The 20,143-nt window shown below is 26.1% G+C and carries 23 protein-coding genes and 1 pseudogene; 12 read left to right on the top strand and 12 right to left on the bottom strand.

Annotated elements, in window-relative coordinates; genetic code table 11:
* Positions 1-361: 361 nt before the first annotated feature.
* Positions 362-820, bottom strand: a complete 459-nt coding sequence (locus NMU03_RS01410) for an RNA polymerase sigma factor (RefSeq protein ID WP_290140647.1) — start codon at positions 818-820, stop codon at positions 362-364.
* Positions 821-1,167: 347 nt separating this feature from the next.
* Positions 1,168-1,293: a cyclic lactone autoinducer peptide gene (locus tag NMU03_RS17475; protein WP_353956646.1), complete on the bottom strand. Its 126-nt coding sequence runs from the start codon at positions 1,291-1,293 to the stop codon at positions 1,168-1,170.
* A 260-nt stretch (positions 1,294-1,553) separates the two neighbouring features.
* Between NMU03_RS17475 and NMU03_RS01415 the strand changes: the two genes are divergently transcribed.
* The 7 genes from NMU03_RS01415 to NMU03_RS01440 all read left to right on the top strand — a co-directional run bounded on the left by NMU03_RS01415 (position 1,554) and on the right by NMU03_RS01440 (position 6,251).
* A complete protein-coding gene (locus NMU03_RS01415; RefSeq protein WP_290140649.1) occupies positions 1,554-1,868 on the top strand; it encodes a helix-turn-helix domain-containing protein in 315 nt (104 codons plus the stop codon).
* On the top strand, positions 1,855-2,163 hold the full coding sequence (locus NMU03_RS01420; RefSeq protein WP_290140650.1) for a helix-turn-helix domain-containing protein: 309 nt from the start codon (positions 1,855-1,857) through the stop codon (positions 2,161-2,163). Before NMU03_RS01415 ends, NMU03_RS01420 begins: the two co-directional genes overlap by 14 nt.
* Entirely contained in the window at positions 2,153-2,716 is a 564-nt protein-coding gene (locus tag NMU03_RS17480; protein WP_353956647.1) for an accessory gene regulator B family protein, read from the top strand. The genes NMU03_RS01420 and NMU03_RS17480 overlap by 11 nt, the downstream gene beginning before the upstream one ends.
* A 75-nt stretch (positions 2,717-2,791) precedes the next feature.
* Positions 2,792-3,514, top strand: a complete 723-nt coding sequence (locus tag NMU03_RS01425; RefSeq protein ID WP_290140652.1) for a LytR/AlgR family response regulator transcription factor — start codon at positions 2,792-2,794, stop codon at positions 3,512-3,514.
* Complete coding sequence (locus NMU03_RS01430; protein WP_290140654.1) at positions 3,495-4,745, top strand: hypothetical protein; 1,251 nt, start codon at positions 3,495-3,497, stop codon at positions 4,743-4,745. The genes NMU03_RS01425 and NMU03_RS01430 overlap by 20 nt, the downstream gene beginning before the upstream one ends.
* A gap of 1,033 nt (positions 4,746-5,778) precedes the next feature.
* Complete coding sequence (locus NMU03_RS01435; RefSeq protein ID WP_290140655.1) at positions 5,779-6,027, top strand: hypothetical protein; 249 nt, start codon at positions 5,779-5,781, stop codon at positions 6,025-6,027.
* Positions 6,028-6,068: 41 nt separating this feature from the next.
* Positions 6,069-6,251: a hypothetical protein gene (locus NMU03_RS01440; RefSeq protein WP_211964667.1), complete on the top strand. Its 183-nt coding sequence runs from the start codon at positions 6,069-6,071 to the stop codon at positions 6,249-6,251.
* Between the two features lie 858 nt (positions 6,252-7,109).
* On the opposite strand, the gene NMU03_RS01445 is transcribed toward NMU03_RS01440, so the two are convergent.
* The 10 genes from NMU03_RS01445 to NMU03_RS01490 all read right to left on the bottom strand — a co-directional run bounded on the left by NMU03_RS01445 (position 7,110) and on the right by NMU03_RS01490 (position 16,472).
* Complete coding sequence (locus tag NMU03_RS01445) at positions 7,110-7,304, bottom strand: hypothetical protein (RefSeq protein ID WP_290140657.1); 195 nt, start codon at positions 7,302-7,304, stop codon at positions 7,110-7,112.
* Between the two features lie 254 nt (positions 7,305-7,558).
* The gene (locus tag NMU03_RS01450; protein WP_290140659.1) at positions 7,559-8,278 is read right to left on the bottom strand and encodes a hypothetical protein; all 720 of its coding nucleotides are present in this window, start codon (positions 8,276-8,278) and stop codon (positions 7,559-7,561) included.
* A gap of 17 nt (positions 8,279-8,295) precedes the next feature.
* Positions 8,296-8,661 carry a hypothetical protein gene (locus tag NMU03_RS01455; RefSeq protein WP_290140661.1) on the bottom strand — a complete coding sequence of 122 codons (366 nt, stop codon included), beginning with the start codon at positions 8,659-8,661 and terminating at the stop codon, positions 8,296-8,298.
* 1,462 nt (positions 8,662-10,123) lie between these two features.
* On the bottom strand, positions 10,124-10,516 hold the full coding sequence (locus NMU03_RS01460; protein ID WP_290140662.1) for a hypothetical protein: 393 nt from the start codon (positions 10,514-10,516) through the stop codon (positions 10,124-10,126).
* Between the two features lie 5 nt (positions 10,517-10,521).
* On the bottom strand, positions 10,522-11,169 hold the full coding sequence (locus tag NMU03_RS01465; RefSeq protein WP_290140664.1) for a hypothetical protein: 648 nt from the start codon (positions 11,167-11,169) through the stop codon (positions 10,522-10,524).
* Positions 11,169-11,789: a YiiX/YebB-like N1pC/P60 family cysteine hydrolase gene (locus tag NMU03_RS01470; protein ID WP_290140665.1), complete on the bottom strand. Its 621-nt coding sequence runs from the start codon at positions 11,787-11,789 to the stop codon at positions 11,169-11,171. Before NMU03_RS01470 ends, NMU03_RS01465 begins: the two co-directional genes overlap by 1 nt.
* Positions 11,790-11,802: 13 nt before the next feature.
* Positions 11,803-13,665 (bottom strand): ABC transporter ATP-binding protein, encoded by a 1,863-nt coding sequence (locus tag NMU03_RS01475; protein ID WP_290140667.1) that lies wholly within the window; start codon positions 13,663-13,665, stop codon positions 11,803-11,805.
* A gap of 506 nt (positions 13,666-14,171) precedes the next feature.
* Entirely contained in the window at positions 14,172-15,629 is a 1,458-nt protein-coding gene (locus NMU03_RS01480) for an ATP-binding cassette domain-containing protein (protein WP_353956727.1), read from the bottom strand.
* A 5-nt stretch (positions 15,630-15,634) separates the two neighbouring features.
* The gene (locus NMU03_RS01485) at positions 15,635-15,766 is read right to left on the bottom strand and encodes a hypothetical protein (RefSeq protein ID WP_290140668.1); all 132 of its coding nucleotides are present in this window, start codon (positions 15,764-15,766) and stop codon (positions 15,635-15,637) included.
* Positions 15,767-16,256: 490 nt separating this feature from the next.
* Entirely contained in the window at positions 16,257-16,472 is a 216-nt protein-coding gene (locus tag NMU03_RS01490; RefSeq protein ID WP_290140670.1) for a hypothetical protein, read from the bottom strand.
* A 732-nt stretch (positions 16,473-17,204) separates the two neighbouring features.
* Here NMU03_RS01490 and tnpA point away from each other — a divergent pair.
* The 5 genes and pseudogenes from tnpA to NMU03_RS01510 form a co-directional block, all read left to right on the top strand.
* A pseudogene (gene tnpA / locus NMU03_RS17955) lies at positions 17,205-17,447 on the top strand (IS66 family insertion sequence element accessory protein TnpA); the annotation flags it as partial.
* Complete coding sequence (gene tnpB / locus NMU03_RS01495) at positions 17,444-17,677, top strand: IS66 family insertion sequence element accessory protein TnpB (protein WP_290140671.1); 234 nt, start codon at positions 17,444-17,446, stop codon at positions 17,675-17,677. The pseudogene tnpA and the gene tnpB, both read left to right, overlap by 4 nt.
* Before the next feature lie 871 nt (positions 17,678-18,548).
* Positions 18,549-19,253, top strand: a complete 705-nt coding sequence (locus NMU03_RS01500; RefSeq protein ID WP_290140673.1) for a hypothetical protein — start codon at positions 18,549-18,551, stop codon at positions 19,251-19,253.
* Positions 19,207-19,575 carry a hypothetical protein gene (locus tag NMU03_RS01505; protein WP_290140675.1) on the top strand — a complete coding sequence of 123 codons (369 nt, stop codon included), beginning with the start codon at positions 19,207-19,209 and terminating at the stop codon, positions 19,573-19,575. The genes NMU03_RS01500 and NMU03_RS01505 overlap by 47 nt, the downstream gene beginning before the upstream one ends.
* A 14-nt stretch (positions 19,576-19,589) precedes the next feature.
* The gene (locus tag NMU03_RS01510; RefSeq protein ID WP_290140677.1) at positions 19,590-19,886 is read left to right on the top strand and encodes a hypothetical protein; all 297 of its coding nucleotides are present in this window, start codon (positions 19,590-19,592) and stop codon (positions 19,884-19,886) included.
* Positions 19,887-20,143: the final 257 nt, after the last annotated feature.

Consider the following 20,143-nt stretch of genomic DNA (forward strand, 5'->3'; position numbering starts at 1 on the left):
TGTAAACATAGTTAATATATAATAAAAAGCCCATTATAATGGCATTATGTTAATGAAGTAACAACAATACTTCAACTAAATTAAAAACAAAATATTTTATATTGTAAAATTAATTGATTTAGTGAATTTATAAAATCAATAGTATGTTTTGATAAAAATGATTTACTAATTTCATTAAAACATAAAACCTATATATTCAGTACTTGGATCATGAAAAGATAGTAATAAATATTTTGACATCATCACGACACCAGTTACTCAACATGATATATACACAATACTAAAAAATTCACTCTATATCACAAGGATGCTTTAAAGTGTAAATAGATGATGCAACACAACACACAAATAATTAATTATCTCACTCTTTTAATTTATTTTTTAAAATTTGTTGTATTTTTATCTTTCTTTTTCCTACTGTAGAAACAGGTATATTCAATTCATTCGCCGTTTCTGAAATTGTCATTTCCTTTAAAAAAATACAGATTGCTATATTTTTATATTGATCAGGTAATTGATAAATCTCTTGAACAGCTTTTTTTGCTAAATCCTTAATGTATATTTGATGAACAAAATCAAACTTCTTTTTGCTAAAAATAAAAGAAGTAGCTAAATCCATGTCCGAATAATATTGGACCGAATTTGCTACTTCTCTTTCTTTGTTATATTTTATTTTCATGTAACTTCTAAGACAAGTTAAATATATCTCTTTATCTACTTTTACATATATTTGATTAACTCTCATAAAATATGTATGTAATCCATCTTTATTTGTTATTCTTTTAAAATCTTCTTTTTCATAGTCATTAATCTTATACACTTTATACCTCCAATAATTTAAATTTCTTTAAATTATTGGAGGTGGTCCTCTAATAAAACAAACCATCAATCTTCAAGTAAACCTCATTTTTAAATATGATGATTTCATAATATATTAATTATCTTTTTAAAAATTTAATACACCTCATTTTTACTCACTCAAAACCACTATCTACCTTTTTTCTTTTAAAAATCATCATTACAAAAATACCAATTTTTTTGCATAAATGATGATTTGAAAAATTATAAACTTTGCCTTAAATATGATTTTAAATTGAAATTATTTACACCTAACCTTTAATACCAAGATAAAATTCTATTATTCTTTAAAATCAAATTAAACAGTGACTACTCTTTAATTTTTTTATATCTTGATAAAGTTTTAGGTTCCTCAGGTTGACCAAAAACAACGTTACATGCACTATTAACACCAGCTATTGCAAGTAAAGTTAGTAACCCTGCAAATAAATTCAAAAAATTTTTTTAATACTATATTCCATATATCTTCACCTCGTAATTATTTTACCATTATTCAATTTAAGCTTTAATACCAAAAGAATAAGAATCATCAAATATGAATAAAAAGCAGTTAAATTACAATATATCGTAAATACTTATACAAATTATTAAATATTTGTTAAATATAATACTATTTTAATAACTAATGTAAATTACAAAACATTTAAAGGGAAATATACTAATTTATATACATGCAATCAAGGAGAATAAAATTTATGAAAAATGTTATAAATAATGGATTGAAACAAGCAAGAACAAATAAAAACTTATCAATTCCTGAATTGTCCACTATAATTAATAAAGATATTTCTACAATTCAATTATGGGAGGCTGGTTTAAAAACAATTGATTATTTTATACTAGTGCAATTATCTAATGTTTTAGAATGCTCTACTGAAATGCTTTTATTTGGTGAAACGAGAGAAAGCTTACAAATAAACGACTTACCTTTTGACCAACAAAAAGAAATCTATGATCTAGCAATGCTATTAAGGCAAAGATACGAGGAGGATAAGAATGGACTTCGCTGATAAAATAAAATTCTTGAGAGAAAAAATACTAGGTATGTCACAAACTGAATTAGCAAAGAAATTAAGTGTAAGTAGAATTAGTATTTATAACTGGGAGAATGGCATATCGAAACCATCCGTAGAAAACATAAAAACGATTTCTCTTTTATGCGGAATAACTACGGACTATTTAATCAAAGAAAACACCCCTTTAGAAATTTCTTTGTATAATATAGATGATCAAGCATATAAAATTTTGAAAGATTTAATAAATTATCTTAGGGAAAGGAACAGCAAAAAAAATAATGAAAAATAAAATATATAATTATCTTATTGATAATAATATCACAATTGAAAAAGATGTCTTTAATTATGGATTTGAATTCTTTTATTCATATTTTATATACTTTTTATTTATAATTCCTATCTCTATATTTAACAATACTCTCATTAGTATGATATTATTTATTATTCTTTATATACCTATTAGAAAAAACATAGGTGGATTTCACATGAAAAACAAGTATTATTGCATTATCTTATCAGCATTTGTAACTTTATTAGCACCTTACGCCAGTAACTATATACCAATTAATTATAGTTCTGCAATTTTTATTATTGTTATAAATTTTATTCTTTATATTATTTTCGTCCCAGTAGACTGTAAAGAAAAAATTTTATCGAATAATGAAAAAAGATTTTACAAGCTTTTGTCTTTAATATTACACTTAATATACTCATCTGCTCTTATACTTATGCGTTCAAAAAATATGCAGTTCTTATTTCAAATAATTTATTATATCGAATTAGTATCAACATTTAGTATATGTTTATCAATTTTAAAACAATACTTATTTAAATCAATATAATTATAGATTCTTTTGAAATCTTTAATAGATTGTTTTAAAATATACTTATACAATAAATTTTGGGGAGTAAAATTCATGAAAATACTTATTTTTGATGACAACACTAATGATATTAAAGAATTAGAACATTGCATTGCTTGTTTATTCAATGAAATCAACGAAAAATATACAATTACATACTGCCAAACAAAAGAAGAATTGTTTTCATATATTCATGAATATGATCTATTATTTTTAGATATAGAACTATCTCATGAAAACGGTATTGATATTGGTCTAAAATTAAGAGATATGAAAACAGAATGTCTTATTATCATTACAACCCATTATATGAAATATGCTATTGATGGATATAAAATTAATGCTGAAAGATATTTCATTAAGCCAATTAATCAGTCAGAATTCGATATAGAAATGACTAATATCATTCATAAATATCATAATAATCTTCTTGGATTCCATGATGGAAAATTATCAAAAAACAAAATATATTTTAAAGATATTCTATATTTTGAATTTTATGATCGAAGAACAATCATTCGCTTTACTAACGGAAAAACACTTCAAACGAACTATCCATTGAAACATTGGATACAAATCACTCAAGATGTTGCATTTGCTCAACCACATAAATCCTTTTTGATTAATTTAAATTACATAAGTGCTTTAAAGAAAAATGACATCATTATGTTAAATGACGATTCCGTTCCTCTTTCTAGACATTTTAAATCTGACTTCTTAAAAAATATGAGGATAATTTACATGAGGTCATTTAATTATGAATATCGTAATTGCTAATTTTTTTAACCTTATCTCTCTATATTATATTTGTAAAGAACTCTTAGAAAGCAGAAATTTCAAAAAACATCTTGATAAATTTATATTTTTATTAATATTTTTAATAATCAGTTTTATTAATATTAATGGCGCTTCAACTCAAAAATCATTAATGATTTTTATCACTTACATAATTTACATATTACTTCAATTCAAAATACATTTATTTAATATACTATGTGCAGTTATCCCATTCTATGCATTTAGTTTACTATCTGAATTAATCATTGGTGTTATTATAAATTACTTTTTTGGTTATAGTCACATTATTAAGACATATTCTTTTATTTATAATATAGGTTTAATAACTTCAGTCCTGTTATTGTTATTATTTTCTTATATATATGCCAAATTCATAAAATATTTACAATTGAATTTACTTCCTATCTATTATATACTTATTTTCACTTTTCCTCTAGCCACAATCATTTTTATAGCAACACTTGATGCTTACTTTTCATTTATAAATAACACAAATACAATGTTGTTATTATATGTATCTATACTATTATCAAATTTTTCAATTTTAACAATATTTTTCCTTATAATACGATCAAATAAAATTTCTACTGATTTGGAACTATCATTATATAGAGAAAATCTCATTAAAACTAAATATAATCTTTTAAAAAATCATTATGATAATAACTTCAATTTTTTACATGATCTAATGCACAAGTGTAATAGAATAAATAACTATCTTAAAGACAAAGACATGAAAATGTTAGAGGCTGAATTGAACCAATTAATCAATATCACATTTAAAAGATTTAATTTCATTTATACTAATTCATTTGCCCTAAATTATGTCATAAATAGCAAAATAGAAGAATTACAAGAAAATAAAATTAATTTCATAAGCACTATTAAATATAATGATTTTTCATTTATCAACTTAGAAATGCAGGTAGAACTATTTTCTAAATTATTGGATTATAGTATTATATTGAGTCAATCCATCCCTTTTGATAAGCGAAATGTCATTCTCAAATCACAAAAAATTGGTCAGCAAATTATTATTTCCAATTTAATAAATTACAATAAAAAGGAATTAACAAATATTGAAAAAAATATAAAATCTGATTTTCAGAATATTTTACAAAACATTCCTAATTCTAATGTGTCTGTTAAAATTAAAAATAATGACTGTCTAAGTATCATAGTTTATTTTTTAGATGAATCATCAATATAATCTTTCTAACAACAAATAATATCATATTTGTGAGTATTTCACTAAAATGAGTGAAATACTCACATTGAGAGATTCCTTGATGTAATAAACGAATGATTTCTCTTTCTTTTAACATAAAAAGCCTTTCATTAAAATCGTTGCAGATAAAATCTACAATATAATTTTAATGCTAAGAGGCAATAATTGATATAACATTCAGTATGAAAGTAGTGTTGTCAAAGAGATGAAATATTCATAATTCAAGAATAGGTTTGACAGAAACTTTTTTAGGCATAATAAAAGCCTTCCTTTCGCTATATTGATGAGAGGCTGCCACTCTCAATATCACAATAACAAAAATGGAGCCGATCATGTGTATTAATGGTGCTTTACATAAGAATTGAATATTATAAAGTGGTGTTTAAACTGTGTATCGGTTGTGCATAACGCATGAAATAATCATTTTACTAAAATGAGTGAAATACTCATGCATTTTATGCAACAAAATAAGGTAATCTAGAATAACGAAGGCTCTCCAATTATTGGGGTCTAGATTATCATGGGGTAAATCGTACCCCAAACAACTGAAGAATTATAATGGTGGATACTTCTTGAGAAATATCCACCTTTTTTAGAATCTAATATCTTCATCATCAAGGATTGAATATTTCAGCTTGCTGACGACACCATGTTAACGAAGTGACGACAATGTCTCAGTGAAATTGACGACACATTATTTTATGCCGAGAAAATTCATTGATTTAGAAGATTTATAAATTTAATGATTTGTTTTGGTGAAATTGCTATATCAATTTCGACAAAATATAAAAAATTTATAAATCTAGTATCTGAATCAATGAAGTGAATATTCCGGTGTAACAGAGCCATGCTGACCGCTGTTGAGAGCCACCCTGTCCGTTTTTCGGAGCCACCTATTTCGCTATGAGAGCCATTTTGATAATAAAATTAAACAATCGAAAACACCTTCTATAAGTTGTAATATTAATTTGTAGATATTTTTATCTACCTTGCAAACTTATAGGAGGTGTTTTTTATGCTAGAAATCAAAAGAATTCTAGAAAGGAGATTTAAGGGCGAAAACCAGAGGTCGATTGCTTCCTCATTACATTTATCACGTAATATTGTTAGTAAAGTGTTTAAAGCTGCTGATCAGACTGGATTGAGCTGGGTTCAGTTTCAAACGATGGATGATAGCTCTCTCGATGAACTTCTGTTTCCTGAAAAAAGTATGTTCCTGTTCAGCAGGTCCCAGATTTTGAATATGTCCATAAGGAACTTTTAAAGCCTGGTACAACTCTGAAAGGATTATGGGAAGAATACGTTATGTCATGTACCGATGCAAAACTTCCCTATTATCATCGCACTCAATTCAATAAGCTGTACAATGATTATGTCAAGAAGCATAAATTGACCATGCATATCAATCACAAACCTGGTGATAGAGTCATGGTGGACTGGTGTGGCAGTACCATGAATGTGTATGATCGATTAACAGGTGAAGTCTGATTATTATGGCGTAGCTGATCAAGTATTCTGATTTAAGTTGATCATCCATTCTGATAAAACTGACCAATCATTCCGATTAGGTTGACCAATCATATAATATATACTCCTTTTGGTGTAATATTGAATTGTAGATAGGCATCGAATCTACAAAAATATTATAGCGAAAGGAGTTTTTTGTTTTAAAAGAATATGAAGAAAAGTATAAGCAGATTTTTAGATATATATCATTAGGAATGTCTCAAAATGAGATATCTAAACTATTATCTACATCTCGCAATACTATCAGAAAAATCAAGGCTGTAACCGACAGTATCAGATTATCCTGGGAAGATGCTTCAAAAATGACAAACGAAGAATTTGTTCATACCATCTTCCCAAAAAACAAAAATGACAATGAAGAATTACAGCCAAGACCAGATTGTGAAATAATCACATACTTGATAGAATAGTATCGTCTTCATATACTATTCATATAAAGGGTGACAAATCAAGGAGAATACAAAAAAGAATTAATAAAAAGATGCCACTATGGTCAAATCTATAGTGACATTTTATCATCACACTAGTGTGATGACGTCATCAAATGAGTGAAACGGTGTCATCTTTTTAGTGAAATACTCAATATTAGATCGAATCATCAATAGTTCTTATAAAATATTATTGGAAGGTACTTCCATGAGAGAAGAATATTCAAAACTCAAATAGCTAAGAAGCCAGTCTGTATGGACTGGCTCTCTTATCGGACGATGTGGCTCTAACTAGCGGTTTGGTGGTGGCTCTCATATAGCGAACAGAGCGGCTCTCGCCACCCGTCATATACAATGAAGGAATTGGAATAAATATTTGTTGTCATTTTGATTAACACAATGCGTACATGACACTGAAATATTCAAGGATTGCAGTGTCTATTCTGGTTATTTTGCTTTGAATGAGTTCCATTCGTCTTGACATGTTGCTGAGATATTCCAGAATTTCTTCCAACACTTCATCTTCTTCAAGTATTCTATTAATATTGTCTTCCTCCAGTATTAATTTGTATACATGTCGCTTCATAATGCACTCCTCCTCTATAACTTGAATTTCTCATCTTTATTTATGGTAAATTATAAGAAGTATGAAATATACAGCGAAAAGATATTGGATGTACATAAAATAAGAAAAACAGGAACTCCAAGAAAAAGAAAATAAAATAGAAGGTATTAAACGTCAAAAAAACGACCTAATCTCTAGGTCGTTTCATCAATACAACGTAATTACTTTAGGTAATTTAAATAATCGTAGGGTTGGGGTATGCTTTTAAAGTTATTTTATTCATTAAAAAATACTAGTTTATCATCTTTTATTAAGATAGTTCTATCTCCATCTATAATTTTACCATTTAAAATTTCTTCATTTGTGACTTCTTTACTTACTGCACCAACAGAATACCATTTCGTTGTTTTTTTAGAATTGACAAAGTCTGTATGATTAGTACCTGTTTTATAACCAGAATGTTCCATAATTCTAATTCTCAAACTTGATGGATCAGCTGATGTGGTGATTTTTGTGCCCCCAGGAGCATTAAAAATCTTGACAGCAAAATGAGCACAATTATGAAGTAACCCCCAATAATTATTATTATTCATTGTATTTACAATATTATTTACAACGTTAGTTCCTGAAACAGTTTTTGTTAAATACACAGTATTACCATTGTTAAGATATTTTGTTCTATCATTTGCTTCAATATTATACCAGATTCCTTTTTTAGACTTATTTCCAAAAAGACCAATTGTACAACTTTGACCACTAGAAAGAGTTTCAGTTCCTATTTTAACAGAAGAAGAACCTAAGTTTTTTATGACAACCCAGGAATGCGAATCACCCAATCCTGAGCTTGCACTTGAAGTTGGAATGTTTACACTAGAATATATCGAAATTCTTAATGTGTTAGACGCAGCAAAAACACTAGATAAATTGATGGTACATAAGCTTATCATCATTGCTAAACAAATCATAATTTTATTAAAAATTGCTTTTCTTTTCATAAATATAATTTCCTCCCTTAGTTTTTATTTTGATAAATAACAGTATAGTTATCCGAACCATCTAAACTATATTGTCTTATCTCTTTAATATGTTTATCTGAGTTATCAATTGTGTATTTATATCCAGAATATTCCCCTGTTAATAACGAAAAATATGCTTCAATTCTATAAATACCCTCCTCCATTTCTTCTAGTTCAGCCTTTTTAAAGTAACCCATTGAAGTTCCTGAACTCATCTCTATGATGATGTCATCATTTAATACTTCTACGTTATTTTGATTTAAGGCAATAATATAAGTCGTTTGCTTATCTAGAAAAAATAATCCAATAAGAAGAACCAATAGACAAACTATAACTAATAATATTTTCTTAAATTTTAGCATTTGAATCCTCCTTTCTTTAAAATCATCACTTCACTTCTAATTACTATTGGCCTACATCCCCCTTCTACATTTATTTATTAATGTAATTATACAAAGTTTAACATATATAAAAAGAATCACATAAAACTAATATTTAAAAGTCTTGTATACACATCAAATCTTTTGTAATTCTTTCTACAAAATTATATCAAAATTTATTTTATCAAAACATAAAACTGATTTTTTATTTGCTTTTAAGAAATATATCCAGAGAAAATACCTCTAGAGATATTCTTTAAAAAATATAATATCATAATGCTTTAATAACAATTATCCATAAATTTGTATAATAATATTTTTATGTTTATTATTTTCTATTTTTACAAATATTTATTTAATTATTTTAATATATAATCATTTTGCAATTCATTAAAACAATCCATATAATTCGTAATAACATATCACTTTATTTTTGAACATAAAAGCATGATTTTATACTTTTTCTAAAGTTGTAATCATATTCCTGTGATATGTAGTCAATCAAGTATATCTTTATAAATATTATAAAATAAATTAATTTTTTATATAGAGTTTATGCATAAGATGCATTATCATTGAACAACATGCAATATTTTAATATCCATAACTCTATTTACAATGATAATATATTTTCGTCATAACAAATTTATAATTAATTCAACTTGTAAGTCCTTTATAATTCACTATTATTAGATCACCTATTCTAATGAAATAATATTTATATCTTAAGAAATAAAGGTTTATTACTACAAACAAAACTTTAAACTGAAATCAGGTTCTTTTTTAGAATTTAATCAACCTATTATTCAACCTTTTCTTACTAGATGATCATTCGCAATGAACAGCACATCCTTTTATAGATGGTCTTTTTTATATTATTATAATATTATAAAATTCTTTTCTAATATTATATGAAAGAAGTTTTTATTATGGCTATAAAACTTAATTTAGGGCTATATATACAATTGATTAAGGCATATCTTTTAATACAATATCTAAGCAATATCATATTAGTAGACATACCTCATCCAAAACAAATCACAAAATGGAGAAACTTCAATTTGATGTCAGTAATGTTGATGAGTACTCAGAGTAACCCTCACAAAATTTTGTATACCCACAAAGAATATCGTTTCTAGAAATACAATGATTACAATATTCATTCCAAAGAAGATTGAGATTAACACCTGTTTTCTTCAATTCAGAGTAAGCAGCGGGGAAATGCCCAAGAGTAAAAAGTATTCACTGGATACTTTTTACTTATTATAAAAATAATCGTCATCACACTAATGTGATGACGACACCAAGCAAGTAACACTACTCAATTTTTAAAATTTTATTAATATAAAATAATATCTTTATTTTTAATATAACTTGAATTTTACTTTGCTTTATTAAATTTTTCATACCCTTATTTAGACAAATAATAAATATACATTTAAGACTATTCATTATCTTGATTTGTAAAAATGCATGAATGATATTCATTATCTTTTAAATTCAATTCTAGATTGTCTGTTTGTTTAAAATTATTCTTTAAATCATAAACAAATATTCTTGATATATTTTTTTCATCTTTTGGACTTAAAACTAATAGATTATTTTTATACAGATCTAATCTCATGACTTTTACATCTAACTTTACTTCTTTTTCAACAGAAAAATCTGATAAATTTACAATTGACAACATATTTCCTTGAGGATCCACATCACTAGTATGTGAAATTATCAATTGGTTGTCATAAATTAATAAATCATTTGGATATTGGTACTTTAATTCAATAGTTTTTATCTCATAAGTATCCAAATCTAAAATACTTATAGTATTATTTGGCATATTATTTATATAAGCATTAGAAAATATGAGTTTATTTTTCCAAATTGTGTATTTAGCATGCTGATTACCAATTTTAGATATATCAATTTTTTTAACAATTTTAATTCTTTGTTATATATCTTAATATAAGATGTGCTCTGATTAGATTCAAAAAGACATATTTTATCTCCTGCACATACAACTAATTCCATATAATTTTCAGAAGTTAATTCATCTTGCAGATTAGAATTAAAATCAATTTTTGATAAATAGTTCGTAAAATTGAGGTTACTTGTCACAAATATACTATCTTGTGTAACACTAACCTTTTGCAGGTTAATTCTATCAATAGTATACTCATTGAGAGTAAGCTCATTCATGTCAATTCCTACTACTTTTTTATCATCGTATTTTCCTACTATTCCTCTTGGAACAATAAAAGCTTTATTATTTAAATAAACTGCCTGTGAAAAGTTCGTCCCTAATTCTCCTGCTTTGCAATGAATGTCTTTAATTTTACTTAGATTTTCATCATAAAAACTTATAACAGAATTATTAGTGTTCGATGTCGTTTTAATAATTCCAAACATCATTCTGTTTGCGGCATTATTTTCTTTTGGAACACATGCGACCAAATTTACTATACATAAGAGTACTATCCACTTTCTTCTCATCATTTTTTCCTATAAATCAAACTTGTTTTATCAGTATCATGTAATTCCATAGGATAAATGGCTTTTCCGTAACTACTAGTGTCTAAATCAATGCCATAAAGATCTTTATAAGCAGCCCAAACAAGTTGTGAACAATAGAATTTAGTTCTTGTATTTATATTAAAGAAATCATAATTATATGGATATCCTCTTTGGTTATAACAATAATCCGCTGCCTTCGCATCTTGAGTAGGTGATGTTGACTTAACAGTAACACCATATGCTTGAGATTTAGAAGTATTCCAATTATTATTACCCATAGTTACTCCTTCTGATAATGACTCTACAACTGTTGTAGGTGTATAAATAATTGCAGCATGACCTAATGGTATTATCCCTTTATATTTATCACTCGTTACAAGTATGACTCCCTTCCTTGTTGGATATGTACCATAAGAAGCCCTTGTTTGAGCTACTTTATCAGGTTCAATTGGTGCTTTATTTGCTCTTTCTATCATTTCTTCATTTTCTTTTGGATCGACATAATTTGTATCAAGTGCATTAACATTAGTCATCCCAATTATTTGAAAAATTGAACAGCATAATATAAGCGATGTAATAAATTTACGTTTTGTTTTCATAACTAACTCTTCTTTATTTTCTTAATATTTTTTCAGGAATTAATTTGTATAAATATATTTTTGACAATAGCATTATAACTATTGAAATAATTCCATAATTCATGATAATAATTTTAATGATATTTAGCAATTCATAAATCGCAAAGAATGGATTAATTAAATATCCTATAATACTAATAAAAAATATTGATATAAAAAATGTCATTACTAATTTTGTGATTGCTTCAATCATAATCAATAATAGTATTTGATTTGAATTAAGACCGTTGATTGATAACAAAGCAAATTCTCTATTTCTTTTATAGAAATAGTTTAACTGAACCATACAGATAAGAATAATAAATAAAGTACATACTACAATTTGCATAATAAAATTTAAGTTTGATGTACTATCAACAAGGTTATTCAAAGCCTCTAAATTAACAAAATCATAATTAAGACCAATATCCATCACTTTTAATTCGTTAACAAGATGATTGTATTCATCAAGATTTTGGGTAAATATTGTGTAGCCAAAAATATCTGAAGATGAGATATTTTGAGAATATATATCTTGTAAATCTTTATAATAAACATATATATAATTCTTACAATCAGGTTGGTATGAAGAATATACATTTTCTTTTAGCACTGCTTTAAATTGAATGTTCTTATTAATATTTGTAGTTGTAAAACCATTTTGATAATCAGCATGTTGTGTCTGTAAAATAACATCTAAAGAATGAAGATGTGTTGACTGTGAAGATATTTTCTTATAAACCTCAAAGCTAAAATAAGCTCCGTGTTTATTAGATTCATCTATATAACACAATGTTTCTTCACTGAAATCATTCTGATCAAAATATGGTAAAACTAAAACATCTTCACCACCTATGGTACCTCTAACAAGTAAATAAGGATATGCACTAATATGACTATTTATTTTCATAATATCATCTAATTTCCTTGAGTCAAAAACTTCAGAAATTTCGTTAACATATAAATCATTCTTGTTTTGAATAACAAATAACTGGTTGTCGCTTAATCTTGTCATTTTAACCATAGAATCATCAACATAATACTGAAAAAAGCAATTGATACCAAAAATACATAAAGATAAAATACTTAAAATAGTTATCATTAGAACATTCATATATTTATATTTTTTTATGAAATACTTGATATATTTATTATAGAACGATCTACACAATTTATTTTGTTTATAATGAATTATAGGGTTGTTGTTTGATTCTGTTTTTTTATAATTTATAATCTTATTATTCTCAATTTGATAAACATAATCAGCATATTCTTTTGCATAATAACTATGACTAGCAACAATAATACATTTATGATCTTCATGAGCCAATTTTACTAATAATTCAAAAATAATTCTCTCATTTACTTCATCTAAGGCATTAGTTGGCTCATCTAAAATGAGTATATCAGGATTTTTACACAATGCACATGCTATTTGCAATCTCTGTCTTTCACCACCTGAAAGCGTATCAATAGGTTGATTTAGAGGAACATCTAAAGAAACCTGACATAAAATCTCTTGATATCGACTATCATCATATTCTTCATTGATAAAACTTGAATATAACTTTAAATTTCCTAAGACATCATACTGCTCAAACAAACACATATCTTGTAAGACATAACCTATATTACATCTTTTTATTTGACTACTCTTATACTGTCTGATTGACTTGTTATCAATTTCGTATTCAGTTTCATCTTGATCTGATATAAGACCTACTTTATATAATAAAGAACTTTTCCCACATCCACTTCTTCCTGTAATGAGATGAAATGTACTAGCATAGAATTGAACTTCTGCATTTTGTAGGAGAAAATAATCATATTTAATGGAAATATTATGAACATCTATCATTTATTATCACCCTTTCAATTAATATAGGGATAATAAATTCGATAACCACTGATGATACAACTGCTATAATAAACATATATGGATTAAGTCCTGTGCTATTCGTATATAAAGTACGAGATATAAATATAAATAATATTAATAATAGAATAGAACATATAATAGTAACCACTGTATTATGCATATATCTTAAACAATTTATCTTTCTGCGTTGATGATAACTTACACCTAAATGTTTTAAATAATGATCTACTTCTTTTTCTTTTTCTTATTATTTAATTTAACAATAATATAAACGATAAAAATTAAAACTGTTAGTACATAAGAAGCCATTTGAATTATTTTCTGTACGCTATCCAGTGCTTGATTGACCGCATCAATATTCATATATATATTACTAACATTGAAACCTTTATGAGCAATCTGCAATGCTACTGATTCTACTTGTGTAATATCATCAACAAATACTGAAAAAGATTTTGGTGTCCATATTTCTTCTTTGATTTCTCTTAAAATATCTTCTTCAGGGGTTTTTTGTCTACTGAAAATTTGAAATCATCTGATTTGATTAGATAACATGTTCTAGATGATATAGGTTTATATTTATCTACTAAATTCATAATAATTTGATTTTCTACATAAATAGCATAACTCTGTGAATTATTTATCCCCATACTTGAACTCTTTAAAATACCAGACACAGGAAGTGTAATTCGTTCAACCTTGCATGATGTAATATTTGGCCAAAAAATATCGCCATTACTAGATTCAGCCCATGCTTTTCCAACCGAATTATACACTGGAATATAAATATCAAATTCTAAGCTAGTTCCGTTCAAATCCTCAATGTTATCACATAAATAGTCTGCTAACATTTTAGAAATATATACACCATTCTTTTGATTGAATTCTCTCAATATGGCTTGACTATAATCTTTATCATTATAATATGAATTCAATGTTGGAGCATTAGATAATTCCATCGTTTTATCAATATCTTTACCATTATCTTTTATAATAAGATTATATTTACTATTTTGAGCACGATAATTTTTATCTTCAATCATCAAAACGAATGGATTGCACATCTCAATATCCACACGTGGTCTTATTTCATCAACATGTGAAATGTTTTTAATACTTTCAAGCTCATTAGTATCAACTATCTCATTGCCTTCAGAAGAATGTGATATTCCTTGATCGGGATACCCACCACTAGGCTTGTAAATTAAAATTTCTGTAGAAGAAAGTTGATTCATCATATTCGTATTTGTAGTTTTAACAATATTATTAAACCCTGTAGCAAATGATGAAAATGATATCATCATAATAGTCATAAACATAACAATTTTTTGATATATTTTCTCATGCTTTTTCATTCTAGTTAATATCTTAGAAATATTTTTAGGTATAACTTTATAATTTTTATCAACATTATCTAATTCCTTATCACATAACATGTGATTATCTTCAGTTTTTAAAATTAATGTTTTACCTTCAATACTATATATTTTATCACTACAATGAATAATTTTCTCATCATGTGTTGCTACAATAACAATTTTATTTGTCTTGATTTTACTGAGTACATCTATCACACATTGAGTGTTATATAGATCAAGTGATGCTGTTGGTTCATCTAAAATGATAATATCTGGATTTTTAAGAATTGCTAGATATAAGGATATTCTACTCTTTTCTCCTCCTGATAACTCATTTGGATACTTATTTAATAAATCGCCTATATTTAATTCATTAATTATTTCTTCATAATCATTTGAAGACTGTGTAATTTCATGAATCAATTTAATGTGATCTAGAATTCTTAAATCTGAAATAAAATCATAATTTTGAGAAACAAAAGATATGTGTTTTAATATAAATTTTTGTTTCTCATCATCATCCATATGAGTAATATCTATTCCTGCAAAATCAAATGCAGAAATAGTATCATTTGTAGAAACAATAGTATTTAAAACTGAAGTTTTCCCACTTCGCTTGGTCCAATAATAGTTGTTATCTCTCCTGAAGAAGCTTTTAATTCAACATCTTTCAAAACTAACTTATTCCCATATTTTATTTGAACAATTTTAATAGATAACATAAATTCCTCCAATCCTCCCACATACTTCTATTGTATAAATAAAACTATCTCATCCAATATGACTCAGCAGGAATGTAGTCGGATATAATATTCTAGGTGGATATATACAAAACAAAAATTAGTAACATATATTTTTAATAAAACAAGAGCCATAATACCTATGACAACCACTTAAATAATTTTTTGATTCTCTTTTAAAATAGATACTCTATTTTTAGATATAAATTATTCTGAAATTTAATATATGAAATATAAAATCATTACATAAGCAAAGATATTATGGAACTCTTGTAAAAAATCAAGTAATTATTTATTTCATATAAACTAATCAAGCCACAATTTTTTTACTTATCGACTTATCTTTTAAATGTAAAAGTATGAGATCCTAAATTTATTGTCATGTATGAATAATCAACCTTGTATAATTGACCTCCAACTATATATGTATACTCATCTTTCCATTCTCTTATTGTCTTTACACCACTTGACTTTACATTGTTGTAATTTGATAATAAATGTGCCCAAATAACAGACCATCGTTTATCTCACTTTGATAATAAGTTGCATGTGCTGTAATTTTTCCACCTGATACTGTTGCGGATTGACTATAATGTTCAGTCACTGCAGCAAATGCTGAATTCAGTGACACAGCACCAATAGTAAAAACACACAATAATGCAAAAATAATTTTCTTTGCTTTCTTCATAAATTACATCCATCCTTTCTTAGAAATTTATTTAATGACTTTATCCTTAGATTTATGATATATTTTGCGCCTCCCTCTTTTTATATGAAATATTTAAAATTACTTACTAAACTACATGTATAAAGTGTTTATCCAAAAAACATTAATTATTTTTGAAAACATAAATTATTAAACACTGATAAGATGATTATATGTTAATCACAAAACGAAAAATAAGTTCTATATATTTAAAATATTTTTATTATTATAATTTTCATAAACTAGTTAATGTACTTGATTTCTATAATTCATGCTTAGTTTTGTATTTCGTTAAAACAAATAAAGTCAATTAATTTTTTGGAAATATAAATCATTTTCAATAGATGTGTCTAATAGTATATTAATTTATTAAACTTATATTTTGATTATTATAATACTATAATGTATGCTTCTTAAAATTAATTTTATAAACTTTTTAATTCTGATTAAATTATATTACATTTAATATAAAATAAAATTCTTCTTGCATAACAGGTAATAATTTTGTACAAAATGCATTGCTACACTTTCTTATATTACTATTCAATAATTTTAGACAGCAAATGAAATGGTACTAACTGGATTGACAGTGCCTTTTCATTTATCATTGTAAGCATCAAACGAAAAAGCACTAACAAAAGCATAGTTATTCATTTAAAATGTAAGCGCAATAAAGAGGAGGTACTTACGATATGAAATTATGATTGGAAAAAAACCATTGAAAATCAAAAGGAAAGCACACTGACTGTCAAGGAATACTGCAGACAGAACAATATCTGTGTGTCTTCCTTCTATAAGTCAAAAAGACGTCTTGAAAATGATGATCTTCAAAATCATTTATTTGTACCCGTTGAGGTTGTCCATGATATACCATCCAACATATCCATGAACATTGATGGTCATCATCTTGAATTTGAGCCTGAACTTCTTGATAGGATTATTGGTATCATCAAATGATCATCAATGCCGATGAAGTCAAAAACATCTATGTTTCTACACGTTTTGTGGATATGAGAAAATCAATAGATGGACTGACACTTATTGTCCATTCTCAGTTTCAGATGAATGTCCTTGACCATAGTCTTTTCATCTTTACTAACAAATCAAGAAATCGCATCAAGATTCTCTATTATGAAAGCAATGGTTTCTGGCTGTTCATCAAGAGGTTTATGAACATGAGGATTTAATTTTCTGAATAGTTAAGGATATAGGATTCGAACAACTGAAAATCATCAACATTATAGTGATGAGAAATTGAGTTATTATAAAAAAAGACTTGAATAAAGAGTAACATTTTTGTACCATATACATGGTTAGGGAGAAAAATAACAAGATGACAGTCAGGGTATCTTTCTCTTTTCCTTTCATAAGATTATATTTATCATTATTAAATATAGACTGGAAAAAAGCAGGGTTTTCTTGTCTTGCCGTAGATAACTGCATATCCTACAACTAAACTTACTATTTGGTTGTAAGATTTTGCAGTTTTTTAATATTTTAATATATTATAAAAAGCCGTTCAACACATGATGGCTTTTAATGATAATGAATTGGGATAAGAAAAATGGATTATATATATAAACCTTAATTATTCATGATAATATAACACAATCATGAATAATTAAGGTATAAATACTATCTTGCATATGTAATCAGCCCAATGTTATAAAATAACATTGGGCACTACGCTGCAAGCAGCGGGGAAATGTCTAAGAGTAAAAAGTATTCACTAGATACTTTTTACTTATTATAGCATCTCTATGGGTTAACATAACCTAAAAAACGGTGTTAAAATAAAAAAGTAATAATAGCAGCAACAAATTTATTAAAAAGAGCGAAATATAATGTATCTTATTCAAATTAGATGTATTATATGCAAGATTGCTATTTATTTCATTAAACTATATTATAATGAATTTAGAAATATAAAAGTGATTGTATTGTTTTTAAAATATAATTAGAAGGAAGGAGGTTTAATCATTATTCAATCACTATAATTTCATTTATATCATTGTTTATATAAATATATTTATACTTAACTATAAGGAGGCATTTTAAATGAATAAAAAATTTAAATTATTAACATTTATTTGTTTGGTTCTATTACTCTCTATGATTTTTCCTAGTCATGTTCAAGCATTAGAACCTGAATATCCAACTCTACGTGAATTAATAGAAAATGATATGATAGATTTATCTGAAATGAGTTATGCTGAACCTTATGGATTAGATGATCAGGTAGCAGGAGTATTAACTATTTATTCTTCAACATCAGGATCTAGTTCTTTAAGTTCATTAGGATTACAAGGACATGCATGGATAACAGTAAGAAATTATGAAAAGACAAGATCATATGGAACAAAGTCTTTATCATCAAATCAATTTTGCTCAATAGGTACATGGCCTGTTATTGCAAATGGCTATAATGGAATATGGTATAATTACGAAAGAAATAAGCGCTCAGAGTATGCTAAAAACCCATCAAAAGTTACTTATGCCAAACAAACTTTTAGTCCTATTGCTTATTCTAATTTGAATTCTGTAATAAATACATATGGAAAAACTTGGACTCCTGCTAATAATTGTACTCATTTTGCTACAAAAGCATGGAATTCTGTAAGCAGTATAAAACTAACTATTGATTCAAACGCTAATACACCTACAAAATTATCTAATCAAATTAAAAGTAAATGTACATATCATACAGGAGTAAGCGATGCAGATTTTACCTCTTGTTCATCATCTTCAGTATCACATTATTAAACACAAAAAAGTATTAATGATTTTGCTCTGTTTACTATGTACAGGATGCTCACAAGATAAAGTAGATATAACTAAAATTGAAATTAAAAGCGTAGAAATCAGTGATACTATTGAAATCATATATGTCAATAATACTGATTCATACTTAAATTATGAATACTATTTTAAAAATGGAATTTTATCAATTTATTTTATAAAAACAGATAAGAAAAAAATTTTTGAAAATCTAATAGAGATTAAAAATACATATTCCGATATAGAGGCAATTGAAATTATAGACGATACACAAAGCAGAGCAATATATCCTCAATTATTTTGGTAAAGGAGTAAACATTTATGCTGAAAATTAGACGATTATTATTATTTTTTGTACTTTTCATGTTTAACTTCATAAACATTACAGCATTAGTAAGTGATGGCAATAATGATTATACAAATATTTTTATTTCAATATTTTATCTATTTTTGAGTTATCTTGTTTATAAAGAATGGAAGTACACATCAGTGATTGCTGTGATAGGATATTTTGTATGTGTTTGGGTGTCTTATACATTTGGAATGGGTTGGTTTGGTTGGTTTGGATTACATATAGGCTTAACAATATTGCTAATAATACTTTTTGAAATAAAATAGTTCTCATATAATTTGTTTTTCATCTATCAAAAAATAATATTTCTCATTTTAAAAAAGTTGTAAAAACAGATTATATATAATGCAAGAAAGAAGACGTTTTTATGTCTTGGATAGCTTTAAGTCTTGTTAAGTTTTCTCAAAATTGATTATACGATGAATAACATATATTAAAAATAAAATTTATTAAAATATGAGTATTCAAAAATAATGAATTTACTTGCTATTCTTTTCTATTCTAAAGTATCAGTAAAAAAGAA

Origin of the sequence: Allocoprobacillus halotolerans, from assembly GCF_024399475.1 — a bacterium.
In the GTDB taxonomy this organism is placed as follows: Bacteria; Bacillota_I; Bacilli_A; order Erysipelotrichales; family Coprobacillaceae; genus Allocoprobacillus; species Allocoprobacillus halotolerans.

Bases quoted from the DNA above. Each gene is read 5' to 3' on its own strand.
- NMU03_RS01420 (WP_290140650.1), top strand. From the start codon at position 1,855: ATGGACTTCGCTGATAAAATAAAATTCTTGAGAGAAAAAATACTAGGT.
- NMU03_RS01450 (WP_290140659.1), bottom strand. From the start codon at position 8,278: ATGAAAAGAAAAGCAATTTTTAATAAAATTATGATTTGTTTAGCAATG.
- NMU03_RS01455 (WP_290140661.1), bottom strand. From the start codon at position 8,661: ATGCTAAAATTTAAGAAAATATTATTAGTTATAGTTTGTCTATTGGTT.
- tnpB (WP_290140671.1), top strand. From the start codon at position 17,444: ATGATCATCAATGCCGATGAAGTCAAAAACATCTATGTTTCTACACGT.
- NMU03_RS01435 (WP_290140655.1), top strand. From the start codon at position 5,779: ATGCTAGAAATCAAAAGAATTCTAGAAAGGAGATTTAAGGGCGAAAAC.
- NMU03_RS01475 (WP_290140667.1), bottom strand. From the start codon at position 13,665: ATGATAGATGTTCATAATATTTCCATTAAATATGATTATTTTCTCCTA.
- NMU03_RS01470 (WP_290140665.1), bottom strand. From the start codon at position 11,789: ATGAAAACAAAACGTAAATTTATTACATCGCTTATATTATGCTGTTCA.
- NMU03_RS01430 (WP_290140654.1), top strand. From the start codon at position 3,495: ATGAATATCGTAATTGCTAATTTTTTTAACCTTATCTCTCTATATTAT.
- NMU03_RS01460 (WP_290140662.1), bottom strand. From the start codon at position 10,516: ATGCCAAATAATACTATAAGTATTTTAGATTTGGATACTTATGAGATA.
- NMU03_RS01510 (WP_290140677.1), top strand. From the start codon at position 19,590: ATGCTGAAAATTAGACGATTATTATTATTTTTTGTACTTTTCATGTTT.
- NMU03_RS01425 (WP_290140652.1), top strand. From the start codon at position 2,792: ATGAAAATACTTATTTTTGATGACAACACTAATGATATTAAAGAATTA.
- NMU03_RS01415 (WP_290140649.1), top strand. From the start codon at position 1,554: ATGAAAAATGTTATAAATAATGGATTGAAACAAGCAAGAACAAATAAA.
- NMU03_RS01485 (WP_290140668.1), bottom strand. From the start codon at position 15,766: ATGTTATCTATTAAAATTGTTCAAATAAAATATGGGAATAAGTTAGTT.
- NMU03_RS01465 (WP_290140664.1), bottom strand. From the start codon at position 11,169: ATGAGAAGAAAGTGGATAGTACTCTTATGTATAGTAAATTTGGTCGCA.
- NMU03_RS01490 (WP_290140670.1), bottom strand. From the start codon at position 16,472: ATGAAGAAAGCAAAGAAAATTATTTTTGCATTATTGTGTGTTTTTACT.
- NMU03_RS17480 (WP_353956647.1), top strand. From the start codon at position 2,153: ATGAAAAATAAAATATATAATTATCTTATTGATAATAATATCACAATT.
- NMU03_RS01445 (WP_290140657.1), bottom strand. From the start codon at position 7,304: ATGAAGCGACATGTATACAAATTAATACTGGAGGAAGACAATATTAAT.
- NMU03_RS01440 (WP_211964667.1), top strand. From the start codon at position 6,069: ATGTCATGTACCGATGCAAAACTTCCCTATTATCATCGCACTCAATTC.
- NMU03_RS01500 (WP_290140673.1), top strand. From the start codon at position 18,549: ATGAATAAAAAATTTAAATTATTAACATTTATTTGTTTGGTTCTATTA.
- NMU03_RS01505 (WP_290140675.1), top strand. From the start codon at position 19,207: ATGCAGATTTTACCTCTTGTTCATCATCTTCAGTATCACATTATTAAA.